Below are 16,921 nucleotides of genomic sequence, written 5' to 3' on the forward strand. Positions count from 1 at the left end.
AAACTTCGATTTTCACAGAGTCGTCATGCCAACCCGAGATCTCGAAATACTCCATTAAAACTTCGGGGAAGATGACTCGTAGTAACTTATGTAGGGGGCGATTAGAATTCATTGGATTGTTGTTGTTTAAATATAACCGCAAAGATAATTCACTTTCGCTTATTAACATAACATACCCACAGGGTTTTCGGACTGACCCAAAAAAACGACGCTGTTTTCACCCATGAAGCAAAAAGGGTGTCCCAAAAGGGTGTCGCAAAACTTAATAGTTATGGCAAAATTATCATTAACAGTATTAGCAGCAAAAAAAACTGCAAATGGAATGTACCCTATCTTTGTGCGTATTGCAGCAAAGAAAGAAAAGGCATACATTAAAACAGGGTATGAAATACCCGACCTATGCCAATGGTATGAAAATAAAATCGTAGCTCGTAACGATGCTGCAATGATGAACAAAAGACTATCTTTTGAATTAAAGAAATACAATGAACGCGTGAAAAACGTAGATAACTACGACACATACACCGCAACGCAATTAAAACAGATAATCACACAAGTCGATAAAGTTGCGCAAAATGCTACTACATTCACGGATTTTTTTAGAAATAAGATTTCAGAATTTGAAAGAGACGGAAGGGATAACTATGCCAAAATGCACAGAGAAACATTGCGCATCTTCTTACTTGCTGAGGGCGAAGTTCCATTCGTCATAATGAATCATATCACTATTGAACACTTCGACGCCTATATGAGACGTAAGGGTTATAGCGACGGAAATAGACAAATAAGGCTCTGTCATATTAAGGCAAGAGTCAACGAAGCTATAAAATACGGACTTATAAAATGTGAAAAACATCCGTTTGCATACACCAAACTACCATCCTCTGAACCCAAAGATTATGATATAAGTATTGTAGACTTTATTAAGATAGTAGAAGCCAATACAGGCAACAGCAAAAGATTAACGCTTGCAAAAGATATGTTTCTACTCTCTTTTTATATAGGTGGTACAAACCTTGCCGATATCGTACAGATAGACTTTAGTCAAAAAGAAATAAACTATATCAGACAGAAAAGCGGTGCACATAAGAGAAAAGACCGGATAACCAGAATAACCATTCAGCCAGAAGCAAGATATATTATAGATAAGTATATAGGGAAAAACGGACGTTTAGATTTAGGCTATAATTATACCTATACAAACATGTGTTGTTATATCAATAGCTGCCTAAAGCTGTTGGCTAAAGAGTTAAATATTAAAAGCAATCTCACATTCTACTCTGCTCGTAAAACATTTGCGCAGTTTGCATCTGAAATTGCGATACCCTACCCAATTATAGAATATTGCCTAGGACATTCTATTAAGACAAACATAACTATTAACTCTTATGTGAAAGTTAAGCAGTCACAAGCGGATGCAGCGATAAAACGCGTCATAGAATACACCAAACAACCAAAGATTTTTGAAGACTTTATAAATCTACGGAATCAAATGCAAATGATGGTGATATAATATATAATAAGGTATAAAAGAAAAATAATCACTTAAAAACTTGCATAATATACAAAAGTATATTATCTTTGTAGAGTCAATTTAAAACGAATACATTATGAACGAAAAAGAGTTCTTTCTCGACTTACTAATGAAGAAAAAGGCAGAAATGAAAATGCTGGAATACATCTTCAATAGCAGTCGACAAATTAGTGAAAGCAAAATGAATGCAGTTCTCGACCGTAAAAGACAGCTAGAAAAAGACATTGCAACGATTGAAGAAGCTTTAAAAAAGCTGGAAAAGAAAAAGTAGTAACAGTTCTCCCCTTCGGGGGAGAATTAAAAAACAAAAAGATATGAGTACTTTGCAAAAAGATTTAGAGATTCTAAAACGGATTATGACATCTGATAACCCCAATAAAATGGGGGAATTTCAGAAGAAAGTAGATGAAATAAACGCACTTTACCCATCAGAGGAAGACGGGAATATAATAGCTGATTTCGTGCTACAATGTTACGAAGAAATAGGGAATGAGCTAGACCAAGTAAAAAATGAACTAACAGTTCGCCAACAAATTGCAGACGTAAGCGGCTTTATTTCTCTATCATATATAGCGAAAAACTATTTTGGCAAATCTAAGCAATGGCTAAACAACAAAATCAACGGATGTATTGTTAATGGCAGACCTAGCGAATTTTCCAAAGAAGAAAAAGAAAAATTAAATCACGCTTTAAATGATTTAAGTAAGAAATTAGGCTCAATTCGCATTTCATAATGCGTTTTAAATTGACACCGCCCCGTAGTTGAGCCGCTACGGGGTTTTTTATCGACAAAAAAGCCTCGACCCTTACGAGCCGAGGCACAAACTTATCAAAAATAAGTATTACTTCTACATGTTATATAACAACTAAAATTGGAAAAGGTTGTAACTAATACCAATACCCGCATACATTCCGAACGGATAACCGTAACCTAACTGCACCCCTACCCCTAACCGCTTACGCTTCAATTTGTCCCGAATAAAGATAGTTTGCGCCTTCTGATATACTTTAATGCTATCCAAGTTTGCCCGATACCCAGACACCCACGCCGTATAAAGACTATCTTTATATACTTTCTGTGAAATAGGTATATAAACAAAAACGGTATCATGCACAGTGTCGCCCGGCATCGGGATGAAAACAGGATAAGACACCGAATCTATAATTCTTTCGCTGCTCGCAACTGGAACAGGACAAAAGACTGTGTCAGTTGAGTAAACCGTATCACAAACAATCTCTCTTGTAAGTGAGCCATTACCCGGTCTAAACAAGATGATACAGGAAAGACAGATTATTATAATGTATGGTAGAACGTTTTTCATAATGCTAAGATTTGTTTTTTCAAGTCGTTTGCATCGTAACTGACATGTACCCATGCGAACCCTTTTTCGTCGATTAGTTGCTTAAAAGGCAAGCCAAGTTCTTGAATAAGGTAGAATAAGCGTCTATTCTCCTTTTGATTTCCGCCGGAAATATCAGCCGCCATCCCGCGCAGATGGTCGCTATTGCTCGCACCTTTTACCCTCTTATTGAGAGCCAGACAACGAAAGCCACTATTAACAGTAATAGGCTTACCGTATGCCTCACGAAGTGGATCTAAAACGTTATTCACTAATGCCGTGAGATTTTCGACATGTTCTTTCTTACACCTGTTATCAATCAGATATTTATTAGCAGTGTCACTATGACACAGTTCCGCAATCGTGAAATATTTCATGTTACTTTGCTTATTGATTAATCTTTATTTTTTGATAGTCATTTAGGAACGGGACATTCTTTATAAATTCGACTGAAACAACATAATAGATAAACGACACGCACTTATACGTAGCACTACCTTTTGTACAGAGTTGTTTCCAGTTTCGCAAAATGTTCACGCCATAGAAGTAAAACACGGAATAAGTCACAAATGAAACACATTGCAGCGAACCTTCCGGGTTTCCTTTTTGCTCACCTATGTAATAGATAGCACATACCATCACAAAGAACGCCATCGCTTCAAGAATGCACCGGAACGCCTTTTTAAAGCTAAAACTTTCGTTATGAACCAACAACCCAGCCAGTAAGCCGAATAAGAAGTTAACTGCAAACAGAGCAATAAGGCTTTTAATGTCGCCACTAATCGGGTTAAGATAGGCGGCTACAGACGTAGCCAGCCCTATTAATAGATTTTTCAGATAGTACATTCGCTATTCTTTTACAGAGAAAAAAGATTCTACTTTCGCTTTTATTTCGTCCATAGTCCCCGGCATCTGTACATTAACAGCAAGATAACCGCCCTGCGAAATATTTGCAGAACCTACGACCGAATCGTTTTCAGTGATATCATAGCCTACGCTAGTGACTTCTTCAGTCGCAGTTTTGCCACTAAAACTACGATTTACGCTCTCATTCATTTTTACCAATTTCATAATCTCTTATTTTTTAGGGTTAATAATGTTTTCCAGCAACGGGCAAACGGCTTCCTGCACAAATGCGAGAAACCCCTCACGCACATACTTTCCAATAATAGCAGCGTTTGCGGCATCTACATCAACCTCACCGTTTTTGTAGATATCACGCGCTAATTCCAGTTCGCCAATATCGGCAGTCTTACCATAGATGGCATTACCTAGCTCTTTGCTGACATCAAGGGTACTATTATTCCCCTCAATGTCTTGCACTTGAATTTTTCTAAAATCAATCTTCATAATTATATTTTTAAAATTAAAATTTATTGCGTCCAATGATAGCGACTTCAAAAGCTGCGTCTACATATCCTCGCCCTGTGTCTAATATTCTCACACTAAAATAAGAATCATATCTATTTTCAATCATCCCAACGACCCACCGTTCACCATCAGTTGACCACGGTGTCCCGGTAATCATAACATAATATTGCATATGCTTAAGTTCGTGAGTTATAGTATATTTTCCTACCCCCGTTCTACGGCTGGAAACCGTACAACCATTTCCCCAATATGATTCTATAGTTCCATTGGAAACGATTCTGCCCGCCCATAATACACCCGGAGCATTCCATGTTTCGCCAGCACGTTGTCCAAACGTGTGGCTACCATAACTTTCAACAGCTGTTCCTCCTGTTTGAGCTATCATGCTCAAGCATGTACCAGATTTATTTTGGGTATAAATGCCAATACCTGTTACTCCATCTGCACGGATTGACATTAGCGTCCCTTTGGTATCATTAATTCTTAAAAATCGATAACCGGAAGGTTCTACAAGAATTTTAGCTTCCGACTCATCCCGAATTGCAAGCGAATTACCTTCTACATTCCAACCGCCAATTTTAGCACCCGTCGTTACAGTCAGTTTTCCTGTTGTTATCTCAGTAGCTGCAATTTTGGTAGCTAATAAAGTTGAAGTTACGATATCATCAGCTTTAATAAGACTTGTGCGGATAAATCCACCGTCGATAATAGTTTGTTTTGCAGTGGCTTTATTTACCATGTCGGTATAACTTGTATATCCAAGTTTGACCGCTACATCATTACGAGCATTAGTTAATGCATTGTTTGCTTTTGTTGTTGCATCTGTCGCCGCAGTTGAGATTGCAGCAGTTTTTGCGTTATTGGCTTTAGTCGTTGCATCAGTTGCCGCAGTTGAAATAGCTGCACTTTTTGCATTGTTTGCCTTTGTTGTTGCATCGGTAGCAGCCGTGGATATTGCCGCACTCTTTGCATTATTAGCCTTCGTTGTTGCATCAGTTGCAGCCGTACTAATAGCCTCGCTTTTTGCTGTAGCTACTTGCGCCGGGGTTGCCTTGCCGTTAATAGTACTTTGTGCAGCACTATCCAAAGAAGAAAAGGTTACTTTACCAGCCAATGACAACTCTTTCCCAAAAATAGAAATGCCTCCGGCTGTTATTGTCATTCCGGATTTAATTTCCTCGCGTGATGGCGTATCATCAACATCGGTTACATCAAATACCGTAGCATAAGCCACATACCAAGTAACAGGCGCGGCGGCGGTCGGGGCTGCACCGCCAGTTAAGGCAAAATAATTTAAAGTGCTAAATGTACCGGATGCACCGCAGGTTACTTTACATGCGTACTCCGTCCATTTACCAGCCCCCGCCGTTGAGGTCAGCCATTTTGTCGCCCCACCTGTTCCGTAACTATTGTGGGAAACATTCAAATTACGCCCGGTCGGAATATTAGCAATAATACGCACAACAAACACAGCATTAGCACGGGAAGTATTAGCAAAATAGAAACCAGTTATACGTTTATCTGTTGCGGTGTTAAATTGTGTAGCTACGATTTTCATAGCTTTTACCGCCGGGTTAGGACACCCGGTAACTGCAACATAGCTTCTAGTTGCTCCAGTACCTAAATAAACGGCTGTACCGTTATACTTTCCATCCTTAAACGTCGGGTCGCGATATAACATCTTACCTTTAGACATTGCAGTAGCCAATTCAGCCGCATTAGTAGCCTGCGTTGTCTTTGTTGTAACCTCAGTCACCTTTAAAGTAATCTGAGCGGCAGTAGCATTTATTTCACTCTGTTTGGTCGTAACAGAGGTTAACGAAGCCGCTGCATTCGTTGCAGAAGTGGCGGCAGCAGTAGCACTATTAGCGGCAGCAGTGGCTTTAGTCCCGGCGGTTGTAGCAGAGTTGGCGGCGGCGGTTGCTTTTGTTCCGGCATTCGTTTCACTTGTTTTTGCATTGGCGGCAGACGTGGCGGCTTGCGTTGCTTTCGTTGTAATCTCCGTTACTTTAGTAGAAATTTGCGAGGCTGTCTGATTAATACTACTCTCCTTTTGAGTAATCGTAGTTAACTTTGCCGCTGCACTGTCGGCAGAACTCTTAGCATTTGTTGCAGAAGTGGCGGCAGCAGTAGCAGATGAAGCCGCCGCATTTGCCTTCGTCGTTGCGGTTGATGCAGAACCGGATGCACTCGTAGCGGAAGAAGCGGCGGCAGTGGCTTTAGTTGTTGCAGTACTGGCAGAGGTGGACGCAGATGTTTCGCTCTTTTTGGCATTCGTTGCCGCGGTAGTAGCTTCTGTTACTTTAGAGCTTATTTGCCCCTCACGGATTTCAAACGCAGTCTGCACGCTTGTTATACGGGCGTCAACGTCTTCCGGTGCAGGCGTCCAATCTGTTGCTTTATTGCCTTTCTCTAACTTTACCTCTTTTATTTCAACCCAATTCGTTGTATCTGTATTCGGGCTAGTGCTACCTGTGTAGATATAAAAGAAATGAGCCGTACCTACTTGAATCGCAGGAGTAAATGTATAAATTACATGAGTCCACGCGGTTGTAATGGCAGTACCTTTGGTAAATATAGCTTTAGTTCCTCCGCTCTCTGCTATACCAAAAGAACGAGTACACGCTATGTTAGAGCGTACCCAAAACGAAACTGTATAAGGGGTGTTCAATTCAAAAACTATATTCCGTACCGATGAATTAAAAATGCGCGGCCATCCGGCAGTTGAACATGCACTAACTCCGCGAACAATACCATTTGTAACCGTTACCGTAGCACCAGAACCGGTAAAGTATTTAGCACCAGTATCGGTTACGTAGCGTATGAGGTTCTTTCCACCTATTTTTATGCCGTTCACAGCATTGCTTGCAGCATTGGCGGCGATAGTATCAGTCTGAGACTTAACAGTTAATTTAATAGCGTCCGGCGTTATCTTAGCCTCCGCTGCTGAAACCCTTGTTCCTAATGCCGTTACATCAGTCTTTGCCGCCTTTAATGCTATTTGGTCGGTATGCTGCTTTATCGTTGTTTCGGCAGAGCCTACACGTGTACCAAGTGCATTAAAATCAGTCTTAGCCACCTTTAACGCAATACTGTTGTTTAGTTGGGTTATACTACTGGAATGCTCTGTTTTTGTTGTGTATTTACCTGCCGCGTCTGTAATAGCCGCTTGTTTTGCATTAGCAGCAATAGTTTCCGTCTGGCTCTTTACAGTAAGTTTAATAGCATCCGGCGTTATCTTAGCTTCGGCGGCTGTCATACGCGTACCAAGCGCAGTAACATCGGTTTTAGCGGCTTTTAGAGCTATCGAATCGGTGTGTTGCTTAATAGTCGTTTCAGCCGAAGAAACACGCGTACCCAATGCGTTAAAATCAGTCTTGGCAACTTTCAGTTCTATACTATTGCTTAACTGCGTGATACTACTTGTATGCTCTGTTTTTGTTGTGTATTTCGCGGCGGCATCAGATATATAGTCTATCTCAGCATCGGTTACGTCAAACATCGTAGCATAACAGATATGCCATTCTAAAGGCGCGGCAGTGGTCGGGGCACTACCTCCCGAAAGATAAAAGAAACCTGTACTAGAGAATGTACCGGATGCACCACATACTATTTTATAGGCGTATTCTTCCCATTTGCCAGTACCGACATAGGCAGTAAGCCACTTATGAGAAGCCCCTGTACCAAGAGCATTTGTTGCAAACTTTAAGGTATATCCGGTTGGAATATTAGCAATAAGACGAACGATTAACACCCGGTTGGCTTTCGCTGTTGCTCCCCAATAAAAGCCACCCCGTTCGGGTGAGGCTGTTCCGGTTGTCTTCACTTTAAGACAATAACCCGAACTGTTGGGATTACCAGCAATACCGGAGACACGGGTAACGGTTACATTGCCGTTGCCGGAATTATTATAAACGGAACAGCTATTCAAACCGGATTTAAACGACGGGTCGCGATAAATCATCTTACCTTTAGACATCGCTAATGCCAACTCAGCACTATTAGCGGCAGCAGTAGCTTTTGTTCCAGCTGTACTAGCTGAGTTAGCGGCATTAGTGGCAGAAGTTGCCGCCTGCGAGGCTTTAGTATTGACTTCCGTAACTTTAGTAGTAATACTACTAGCTGTTTGATTGATACTACTTTCTTTCTGAGTGATTGTAGTCAGCTTAGCGGCGGCGGTATCGGCTGAACTTTTGGCGTTTGTAGCAGAAGTTGCAGCGGCAGCGGCAGAGCCAGCAGCAGCGGTAGCCTTTGTAGTTGCAGTTGATGCTGAACCCGACGCGGAAGTAGCAGAAGACGCGGCGTTAGATGCTGACGTTGCCGCCTCTGTAGCCTTTTTAGTTACTTCCGTTACTTTTGTCGAAATCTGTGAGGCTGTTTGATTAATACTACTTTCTTTCTCTGTTATGGTAGTCAACTTGGCAGCAGCACTATCAGCAGAACTTTTTGCATTTGTAGCAGACCCGGCAGCAGCAGTAGCACTATTAGCCGCGGCAGTGGCTTTAGTCCCGGCTGTTGTTGCAGAGTTAGCGGCGGCGGTTGCTTTTGTTCCCGCATTAGTTTCACTTGTTTTTGCATTGGTGGCAGACGTGGCGGCGGCGGTAGCTTTCGTCGTGGCGGTAGTTGCCGCAGTTGTTGCCTCCGTCACTTTCTTGTTTACTTCCGTCACTTTCGTAGCAATTTGCCCGGCTGTCTGAGTTATGCTACTTTCTTTGGTAGTCACTTCTTCCAGTACGGTTTCAGCACTTTCAGCGGCTTTTTGTGCAGCAGTAGCCGAGCCAGCCGCAGCAGTCGCAGAGTTAGCGGCGGCGGTAGCCTTTTGCCCTGCGGTCGTTGCGCTACCGGATGCAGCAGTAGCAGATGAAGCCGCCGCATTCGCTTTCGTCGTTGCGGTAGTTGCAGATGTTGATGCACTCGTAGCGGAAGAAGCGGCGGCAGTGGCTTTAGTTGTTGCAGTACTGGCAGAGGTAGACGCAGATGTTTCGCTCTTTTTGGCATTCGTTGCCGCGGTAGTAGCTTCTGTTACCTTTGAACTAATAACACCCTCACGGATTTCAAACGCCGTCTGCACGGCTGTTATTTGCCCGTTCAATTCATCCTCAAAGGTTTTTCCATTGCGTAATACAAAAATGCCTTTCAAAAAAACATTCGCGCTATACAAGCCATAACCGAACGGTTGAGAATCGGCAGAAAACGCAGTGTCGGTAATTCCATCAAGACAACCGAGAATAACCTTTATTTTGCCTGTTAAGTCAGTGGAGTTAACGCCATTCAACACCGAAAAACGCGGCTTACCATCTTCGGAAGCGGTCAGATACAAAACGCCCTGACGTGCAGCATTCGTTTTGTTACCGAACTGTACAAGGTCATCGCCGACAGCCGGGACGGATGAAGTAAACTCTGTTTTGTTTATGAAAATGTATTGACCGGACACAGAAGTTATGCGCACCCAATAATATTTAGTTCCAGTCTTTGCAAACGTTTGGCAACGTACAAGGTCATCAGCAACAAACATCATGTCGCCCTCTATTTCAAGACGGTAAATATCATTTGTGAGAAGAACAGACTTAACCTTTCCGTTCGCAGGAGACACTACCAGCCCACCATTAACAGCGCGTATCTTTGAGATGATAAGTTCAAAGATAGTCATAGCCTTACGAACCGTCAAATTATCCAGTTCTAAGTTCCAGTCACCCGACACAGCCTTATACAATTTCATACCGCTGCCTGTCAGTCCAGGAGTGTACAGTTCAGAACTGATATAGTCTTTAATAACTGTTTGGAAAAGAGTAGCAACATGAGAAACATTTAAGTCATACACGTTAGCTAAAGCCTGTACAAGCAAGTTTAGTGTAGTCGTTTTCTGCGAAATCGTAGCGTTTTTGCCGGATATGGTTTCTTTCGCGGTAACATTCTTGCCGGATGCAGTATTAGAAGCTGTGATATTTTCACCCGCTACACTTTCAGAAGCCAATACGTTCTTACCAGATATAGTTTCAGTAGCATCTATCATATTTGCCGACACCGTACCCGTAGCATCTACATTCTGAGTAGACACGGTTTCAGAAGCCGTAATGTTTTTACCCGAAATGGTTTCTGTAGCGGAAATACTTTGACCCGATACTGATTCAGTGGCAGATACATTTTTCCCGGTTATGTTTTCAGAAGCCGTAATATCTTGACCCGAAATAGTTTCTGTAGCGGAAATATTCTGAGCGGAAATATTACCGGATGCCTCTAAAGTATCGGTATGTATTCCGTTCTCTACGTATAAACCACCTAACAGCCTTAATAGATGCTTCGTTTCGTCCGGGTTAAGCTTTGAAAGAAACTTCCCTTTTAAATCTTCATTGTTCGCCGCTATTTCCGATAATACCCGCAATGCAGACATAACATCAGTGTCAGATACTACATCCGCCTCTGTATCTTTCAACAGCAAGCGGTTTACGTGATTTCCTTTGATTTTTAAGCCATTGAGATAATTTACAATAGCCGTAATATCACTATCATCTTTCTTGCTAATAAATTCAGCCAACGCACGAAGCGCAGACAAAACATTAGCGTCTGTAAAAGACCGAATATCATCTCTTTTAACGATATCAACACTTTCACCACTGCCACCACCTTGCATTATAGTAGTGCCGCCACTTGTATGAAGAACAGAAGCCCCAACCGGATATTTTTTTGACCGGGGCGTCGCAGGCATTGTTTTTGTTTTTATCTCAATCATTGCAACTCTATCATTTTACATCTAAAACTGTTTGCGTAATAATCAATATCACCACCAGCGATAACAAACACTTTACCAGCCATAAATCTATCTGTTAAGCGCGTCAATGGTGTTATATCATTTACATTCTTTATTATCTGCGTTAATCCTATTTTGGTTGCTTTATATTGATTGATACACCGCGTTATTAATAGTTCTTCCGGGCGTATATTTTTATCAAGAATACAGTTATACAGATTGTCTTTCAAATAATCATTACCTAACATAACCTTACTGTAACATGTACCATCATTATTGTATGATGATATCTTAAACTCTATTTCGTCCAATTCATTAATGTAACTTTCATTCAAGACGTTTTCATAGGTACGGTCTGAATTATCCGATAAATCGTCTAAATCATTTCTACGCTTATATTCCATCTTTAAGTCTTTGATGTAGTACCCGACACCTGCAAAAGACTCTGTATAATTTCCCGGTTGTGGTTGCAACGGAAACATTTTAAATTTCACGTCTCCGGTCAAAGGTTTCCCTTTAGGTAGTTCTATTACATACCCTGTTAACCCGTCATAAGGTTGGGATAACTTTTTCGTATTTTCAATAGATGCAAAGCCACTTCCCGCCATGTCAGACAATGGAAATTTCACCTCAAAACGTTCTATTGCAGAGTTGTTTACAAAGCTACTTCCATTATAATAGTAGTCACCTATCGAAAATTCGCATAATGCCCGCACATAACCATTTCTTTTTTTATCATCCGTAGATAAATCATCATTCTGAGTAACTTGTACAGAACAACTAATCGCCACAGCACCATCTAAATAAGCCGCTACAGGTAATTGTCTTTCAAAGGATAATATTGGCACGCGAGAAAGCCAAGTGTAGTTGCCATCACTTCTTTTAGTTCCCCTACGAACTTGCAATAAATTCTCCCAGTTATAATTAGATATGTCCGGCTCTCCATCAACAATTTTATATTCGCACCGTTTTATCACCATGCAACCCATTAAAGAATCTGGATTATTTTTATATGTCTCAAAATCTTCTTCTGAAAGGGGACTTCCTTTCGGATTATAGTGATACAAGTGATAAACATTTGGATAATAGAATCTTTTAGCTGTCACTTTATCCCCAGATTGTTTATCTTGCGAGGTATACAGTTTCAGTTTGTTCAAATCTTCATCCGGGAATATTTGTCCTACCGGGTAGTTACTGCATTTCACTGTCACTTTATTATAACCCGGAAGAATATCCAAGGAATGTTCAGAACCTGCAAAACCTATATTTTGAACTAACAATGTATTTACGCTAACCTCGGTTTTTGTTTCCAGCATTACATCATATTTATAATAGACACCCGAATGGTCTATATCAACAAAGTAAAGGTCACCTTTCCAGTCTACACATGTCCAGTTAAGAAACTTACAGATTTCTTCTAATACTTCTTTCAATTTCATTGGCTTATCATCTTCATCAAAGAAGTTCTGTTCACTTAGTGTCATTTCGGAAAGGATGTTTTCAGAGGTAGAATAAGCCTCTTTATTAGACGCGTAAACATGCGGAATATAAACAGAATTGTACCGTCCGGAAGCCGTAGAAATACACCGCTGTAATAAATGCCAGATAGAAACAAATTCTTTATCTTTCCCTTCAATTGTGTAGTCTATAAATTCCAGCACCGACATAGCCGAAATACATTCTACTTCAAGCACAAATATTTCTGACGCATAATCTTGCGTGTATAGCTCCGGTTTGGTAAAGCCACACCAAACCGGAACGCCATCACACAATAAAGTAACACGGTATTGCTGATAATTAACCGAAAAAAGTTGTTGCAAATAGTCGTTACCCGCTATTCTTATCGTAGCAGTTGATAAGCGTGTAGGTGTATATACAAACCTTTCATCATCAATAGAAACGGTGAAAGGTTCGTCACCGGATGCAGTTAAAGAAATAACATCTCCGGTATAACCATCTTTTTGTATTTCAATCTCATATCTATGCCCGTCTATCGACGTGAAAGGTATTATATAGATAGTTTCGTAGCTCATAGTTTTTTCCCTGTCCGTTTCATGTAATTATTTAATGCTAAATACAAAGTATCTCCCCTTACTGTAATGTTGCTAGATAACCGTATTTCGCTATTTTCGGGTAATGGTGAAATAGTCCGAGACAATGAGTCATACATGCCACTATTTAATATTTTGAACAAATTGCCCTGTTGTGACCCGTTCAAAATCATTTCACCACTATTCAATAAAGCCGGAACTTTATCACCCGCAAACGACGTGCCGGGAACGATACCGCCTGTTGCGAAATGTGGCATACTTGACATAGCAGCAATAATAGCGGCAACCCCAGCTAAACCTAATGCAATTCCAACAAATGGAATGCTTGAATGCGCCGACATAACCTTAGCACCTGCATTAACAACCTCAGCAGTTGTATTCTTATTTGTAGTAGCTGTATCTTGTTCCTTCACCCCCATCATTCCAAGAATAGCCGGGGTAGCCTGCGCAATAGCCATCAAAAGTGTACTGCCCCATTGCAAAGCAGAAGCTGTATTTTCATCAAACAGACTAGATAAACTACCCATCATATCACCAATTCCAGAAAGAGAGTCAGCGAAATCATTATTCAAGTCTACATCTTCCTTTTTAAAGATGGGTTCGTACTTAGGAAGTTTGATACCACTTATATCAGTAGCATTAGAACCCTTAGTTATCTGCTTTCCCTTCCTGTCTATACTGCCATTATTCAGTACACCCGCCATTTCTGACGACATATCAGATTTCACACTAACATTTGCAGTAATCTGAACTTTCTTCGCTTCAAGTTCATCAATAGTATTTTGTACGGCAATACGTGCTTGTTCCGTCGTAGTATTTATTAATAATGTATTCTGCTTTAAAATATCTTCCTCTACGGAAACATATTCGGAAAAATCCTTTTTCGTTTTGGAATCTACGCTATTTGTCTGAATCTCCTTTTCTATCGAAACTTTTAACTTGATTTTCTTTTCTTCAAGCTCACTAATTGTTTTCTGTACAGCAACACGCGCTTGCTCAGTAGTTGCGTTTGTCAGTTCCTTACTTTTAGCCGAAATTTCCTTGTCTACATTAATATACTCCGAGAACTGTTTTTGCGCTTTGGTCGCATCCAATTTATTTTCCCCGTACTTATCCCTAAATATTTCTTTCTCTGTTGCAATATTTAAATTTATCTTCCGCGCTTCAAGCTCACTAATTGTTTTCTGTATTTCTGCACGCGCTTGCACGGTTGTAGCGTTTAATAATTCTTTGTTCTTAGCTGCTATCTGTTCGTTCAAAAAACCAGCAGAGCCAGCAGGTGACGGCGTAGGCTTTGTTCCGGTAGGCGTAGACGAACCGCTATACACTTTATATCCTTCCAAACTGGCTACAGCCGTAAAGCCTTTAACTGCCTTGTTTGCATTATTAAATTCGTTAGCAGTTTCGTTATATTCTCTAGCTGTGGATTTTAATGCAGAATTTAATTGGTAATATTGGGTTATTTTAGCAGCTATATCTTTTAACTCATCATCACTATATTTTTCAAGCATTGTGTGAGTAATAATATTCTGTTTTTGTACTTGTGCCAGTTGGTCTATACCTTCCTTGTCATCCTTATGTGCCTTACTCCAAGCAGTATAATTATTAGTTCCTCTCATAGCACGCTCCTTAACAATCGTCCTACTTTCTGGGTTTAACAAGTCAACTTCAAAGGAATTAAGCAAGTCTTCTAATGTGATTTGAATGTTAGCACCAGTCCTAGATTCTACAGCTTTACTTGCAGCTTCTATTAATTGTTTTTGCAGAGTCTGATTATTATTTTGTTGATTTTCTAATGCCATTCGCCATTTATCAAAAGCAACACTTCTTTCATCCACGCTAGCGAACTTATTTTTAGCTATATATTGTGCGTCTGCTATTTCTGATTGATTTTTGGCAGAATACACACCGTAGCTTATTTGCGTATTTCCTAATTGGTCAATAGCGCTATATGCTTCTTTTGCCTTGTCTATAACGCTTCCCAGCCCAGACAAAAAATTATCAAAAGTGCCAGTTCCTAAAGAATAGAAAAATTCATCTACAGAAGTTTTTAAAGCAGCCATATTACTAGCCGTCATATCCCCTAACGTCTGACTACTATTCAGAACTCTATTAAATGCCTCACCTGCTCCCATAGCTATACCTAAAGTACCAGCAAATTTAAGTACGCCAGCCCCGGCAGTTTTCGCCATGTTGCTAATACCGCCTTGAAAACTATTCACGCTAGACTTTGAGCGGTCTAATTTAGCGTCAAAGTTTTTGGTATCTAAAAGTAAACGAGTAATTATATCAGCCATTTTCCTAAAGAGTTTTTTCTATTTGTTTTGCCATCTCACGCAGGCGTTTCATATCTTCATCTGAAACGCTTGTATCTTTAATTTCTATATCTTCGCTGTCCCACGGGAAACGGATTATATCAGTCTGTTTCAGTTTCTTCGTGCTATTTGCCTGCGCTATTATATAACCAAGTATGCGCGTTTGCTCCCACGTCTCACGATTACGGCGATAGAAGCCAGCAAGAAATGTTTCTATCTCTCCGAATGTCATTTTATACAAAAAGTATTCGGGAGATATACCGCCCTCACCTACTACACGCTCGTATAACTCATGTACGCTTACCGGATTTTCTTTTTTTTTGAGCCTTTTTTATTGTTAGCTTCGGCGGTTTGCTGCTGTAAGGTCAGTTCGTCAACGACGAACGATTTATAAACATTAAATAAACTTGGGTCTGTATCGCAAAGGTCTATAAACTCCGAAAACGGCATAAAGAAAGTTTCATTATTGGCAATTAATGTACTGTAAAACAATACATACTCATCTATCAATTTACCGAAGACAAACGGTTTGCCTGTAATCTCCTCATAAACAAAGAAGTTCTTTAGGATATTCTTTAAAATGTATTCTACGTTTTTAATAATAATCTTTTTCATACATGATAAATTAGAAAGGGCGGCTTTCACCGCCCCAATTAGCAATAATAAGGTTACTTAGATTTATTCTCACCTGCCCCACTAGACGCAGGCGCAGGTTCAGCCGCGGGCGCAAGTGCACCAGTACCATCAAGCGATACGGAAAAAGTTGCCTTATCTCCGTCAGGTGCATTCAGTTCCAAAGATGTGATAACAGCCTTACCTTTGTATGGCTTTGCGGGTAAAGTCCAACCAGCGGCAGGCATTTCATTTCCTTTGTTCTTCGGTATACCGAAAGCTATTTCAACAGGTTCAGCCGCAACAAACAAGGCAAACAATTTATCATAACCGTTAATGTCCTCATCTGCACTGAAACAGTTATCGCTAGAACAGTTCCAAGCAAGTTTCTTTATACTCTTTTCGTTCCACATTCCACTATCTTTGCTTTGTGTGTCAATCGTTTCAGCCGATAGTCCTAATTTACACGATGTTGCAAGCGCGATTGCTTTCCCGCCAATGAACAACATCAAATCTTTTCCTAATACTTGTTTTGCTGACATATAATTTAATTTTAAATGTTTGGTTCAGTCTCAAATGAGAATGTAAGTCGCTGAATAAATGTATCTTCCGCAAATGATTCATCGGTAGAAATCAATACTGCATCAACAACAGAGAACATTTTATATTCGCCTGTTTTTCGCTCAATCAAAGAGCGTACTTCCTCCGCTATAGCAACAGACCGCAGATATTTATTATCTGCTACAACTATCTCAACCTCCACATTGTCACCTGTAGCATACCTATCTTTCGTTACATTAGGAACGAGAGAGTTTCTTTTATACAGAATGAACGGAAAAGTAGTTTCCTGCACCGTTGACAACGGGAATATTTTATCTTCTACAAGCTCTTTGAGGCTTGCAGACGACGCTAATTTTTCGTATATATGTGCACCGATAGATAAGCTCATT

Annotated in this window: 15 protein-coding genes; 3 read left to right on the top strand and 12 right to left on the bottom strand. The window is 40.4% G+C overall.

Features of this window, described 5'->3' with window-relative positions; all coding sequences use genetic code 11:
- Nucleotides 1-271: 271 nt before the first annotated feature.
- The 3 genes from BUC01_RS08900 to BUC01_RS08910 all read left to right on the top strand — a co-directional run bounded on the left by BUC01_RS08900 (nt 272) and on the right by BUC01_RS08910 (nt 2,268).
- On the top strand, nt 272-1,513 hold the full coding sequence (locus tag BUC01_RS08900; RefSeq protein WP_025833561.1) for a phage integrase SAM-like domain-containing protein: 1,242 nt from the start codon (nt 272-274) through the stop codon (nt 1,511-1,513).
- 97 nt (nt 1,514-1,610) lie between these two features.
- Nucleotides 1,611-1,805: a hypothetical protein gene (locus BUC01_RS08905; RefSeq protein ID WP_025833563.1), complete on the top strand. Its 195-nt coding sequence runs from the start codon at nt 1,611-1,613 to the stop codon at nt 1,803-1,805.
- A gap of 43 nt (nt 1,806-1,848) precedes the next feature.
- The gene (locus tag BUC01_RS08910; RefSeq protein ID WP_025833565.1) at nt 1,849-2,268 is read left to right on the top strand and encodes a DUF5053 domain-containing protein; all 420 of its coding nucleotides are present in this window, start codon (nt 1,849-1,851) and stop codon (nt 2,266-2,268) included.
- Between the two features lie 132 nt (nt 2,269-2,400).
- Here BUC01_RS08910 and BUC01_RS08915 read toward each other — a convergent pair whose 3' ends face one another.
- The 12 genes from BUC01_RS08915 to gp17 form a co-directional block, all read right to left on the bottom strand.
- The gene (locus tag BUC01_RS08915) at nt 2,401-2,856 is read right to left on the bottom strand and encodes a DUF6808 domain-containing protein (protein ID WP_025833567.1); all 456 of its coding nucleotides are present in this window, start codon (nt 2,854-2,856) and stop codon (nt 2,401-2,403) included.
- Nucleotides 2,853-3,251 (bottom strand): D-Ala-D-Ala carboxypeptidase family metallohydrolase, encoded by a 399-nt coding sequence (locus tag BUC01_RS08920; RefSeq protein ID WP_025833569.1) that lies wholly within the window; start codon nt 3,249-3,251, stop codon nt 2,853-2,855. Before BUC01_RS08920 ends, BUC01_RS08915 begins: the two co-directional genes overlap by 4 nt.
- A 10-nt stretch (nt 3,252-3,261) precedes the next feature.
- Nucleotides 3,262-3,720, bottom strand: a complete 459-nt coding sequence (locus BUC01_RS08925; RefSeq protein WP_073313441.1) for a phage holin family protein — start codon at nt 3,718-3,720, stop codon at nt 3,262-3,264.
- A gap of 3 nt (nt 3,721-3,723) precedes the next feature.
- A complete protein-coding gene (locus BUC01_RS08930) occupies nt 3,724-3,945 on the bottom strand; it encodes a hypothetical protein (RefSeq protein WP_025833570.1) in 222 nt (73 codons plus the stop codon).
- A gap of 6 nt (nt 3,946-3,951) precedes the next feature.
- Nucleotides 3,952-4,224 (bottom strand): hypothetical protein, encoded by a 273-nt coding sequence (locus BUC01_RS08935; protein WP_025833572.1) that lies wholly within the window; start codon nt 4,222-4,224, stop codon nt 3,952-3,954.
- A gap of 16 nt (nt 4,225-4,240) precedes the next feature.
- Nucleotides 4,241-10,975, bottom strand: coding sequence for a carbohydrate binding domain-containing protein (locus BUC01_RS08940; protein WP_073313444.1), 6,735 nt, complete (start codon nt 10,973-10,975; stop codon nt 4,241-4,243).
- Nucleotides 10,972-13,026, bottom strand: a complete 2,055-nt coding sequence (locus tag BUC01_RS08945; protein WP_025833580.1) for a hypothetical protein — start codon at nt 13,024-13,026, stop codon at nt 10,972-10,974. Before BUC01_RS08945 ends, BUC01_RS08940 begins: the two co-directional genes overlap by 4 nt.
- The gene (locus BUC01_RS08950; RefSeq protein WP_025833581.1) at nt 13,023-15,341 is read right to left on the bottom strand and encodes a hypothetical protein; all 2,319 of its coding nucleotides are present in this window, start codon (nt 15,339-15,341) and stop codon (nt 13,023-13,025) included. The genes BUC01_RS08945 and BUC01_RS08950 overlap by 4 nt, the downstream gene beginning before the upstream one ends.
- Nucleotides 15,342-15,345: 4 nt before the next feature.
- Nucleotides 15,346-15,591 (bottom strand): hypothetical protein, encoded by a 246-nt coding sequence (locus tag BUC01_RS08955; protein WP_025833582.1) that lies wholly within the window; start codon nt 15,589-15,591, stop codon nt 15,346-15,348.
- A 68-nt stretch (nt 15,592-15,659) separates the two neighbouring features.
- Nucleotides 15,660-15,974 carry a hypothetical protein gene (locus tag BUC01_RS08960; protein WP_025833583.1) on the bottom strand — a complete coding sequence of 105 codons (315 nt, stop codon included), beginning with the start codon at nt 15,972-15,974 and terminating at the stop codon, nt 15,660-15,662.
- 53 nt (nt 15,975-16,027) lie between these two features.
- Entirely contained in the window at nt 16,028-16,513 is a 486-nt protein-coding gene (locus BUC01_RS08965) for a phage tail tube protein (protein ID WP_025833585.1), read from the bottom strand.
- An 11-nt stretch (nt 16,514-16,524) separates the two neighbouring features.
- Entirely contained in the window at nt 16,525-16,920 is a 396-nt protein-coding gene (gene gp17 / locus BUC01_RS08970) for a tail completion protein gp17 (RefSeq protein ID WP_025833587.1), read from the bottom strand.
- Nucleotide 16,921: the final 1 nt, after the last annotated feature.

The sequence above is a fragment of the Bacteroides stercorirosoris genome, from assembly GCF_900142015.1.
Taxonomy (GTDB): Bacteria; Bacteroidota; Bacteroidia; order Bacteroidales; family Bacteroidaceae; genus Bacteroides; species Bacteroides stercorirosoris.

Excerpts from the sequence above, each read along its gene's own strand:
- BUC01_RS08900 (WP_025833561.1), top strand. The coding sequence starts at position 272 with ATGGCAAAATTATCATTAACAGTATTAGCAGCAAAAAAAACTGCAAAT.
- BUC01_RS08905 (WP_025833563.1), top strand. The coding sequence starts at position 1,611 with ATGAACGAAAAAGAGTTCTTTCTCGACTTACTAATGAAGAAAAAGGCA.
- BUC01_RS08910 (WP_025833565.1), top strand. The coding sequence starts at position 1,849 with ATGAGTACTTTGCAAAAAGATTTAGAGATTCTAAAACGGATTATGACA.
- BUC01_RS08915 (WP_025833567.1), bottom strand. The coding sequence starts at position 2,856 with ATGAAAAACGTTCTACCATACATTATAATAATCTGTCTTTCCTGTATC.
- BUC01_RS08920 (WP_025833569.1), bottom strand. The coding sequence starts at position 3,251 with ATGAAATATTTCACGATTGCGGAACTGTGTCATAGTGACACTGCTAAT.
- BUC01_RS08925 (WP_073313441.1), bottom strand. The coding sequence starts at position 3,720 with ATGTACTATCTGAAAAATCTATTAATAGGGCTGGCTACGTCTGTAGCC.
- BUC01_RS08930 (WP_025833570.1), bottom strand. The coding sequence starts at position 3,945 with ATGAAATTGGTAAAAATGAATGAGAGCGTAAATCGTAGTTTTAGTGGC.
- BUC01_RS08935 (WP_025833572.1), bottom strand. The coding sequence starts at position 4,224 with ATGAAGATTGATTTTAGAAAAATTCAAGTGCAAGACATTGAGGGGAAT.
- BUC01_RS08940 (WP_073313444.1), bottom strand. The coding sequence starts at position 10,975 with ATGATTGAGATAAAAACAAAAACAATGCCTGCGACGCCCCGGTCAAAA.
- BUC01_RS08945 (WP_025833580.1), bottom strand. The coding sequence starts at position 13,026 with ATGAGCTACGAAACTATCTATATAATACCTTTCACGTCGATAGACGGG.
- BUC01_RS08950 (WP_025833581.1), bottom strand. The coding sequence starts at position 15,341 with ATGGCTGATATAATTACTCGTTTACTTTTAGATACCAAAAACTTTGAC.
- BUC01_RS08955 (WP_025833582.1), bottom strand. The coding sequence starts at position 15,591 with ATGACATTCGGAGAGATAGAAACATTTCTTGCTGGCTTCTATCGCCGT.
- BUC01_RS08960 (WP_025833583.1), bottom strand. The coding sequence starts at position 15,974 with ATGAAAAAGATTATTATTAAAAACGTAGAATACATTTTAAAGAATATC.
- BUC01_RS08965 (WP_025833585.1), bottom strand. The coding sequence starts at position 16,513 with ATGTCAGCAAAACAAGTATTAGGAAAAGATTTGATGTTGTTCATTGGC.
- gp17 (WP_025833587.1), bottom strand. The coding sequence starts at position 16,920 with ATGAGCTTATCTATCGGTGCACATATATACGAAAAATTAGCGTCGTCT.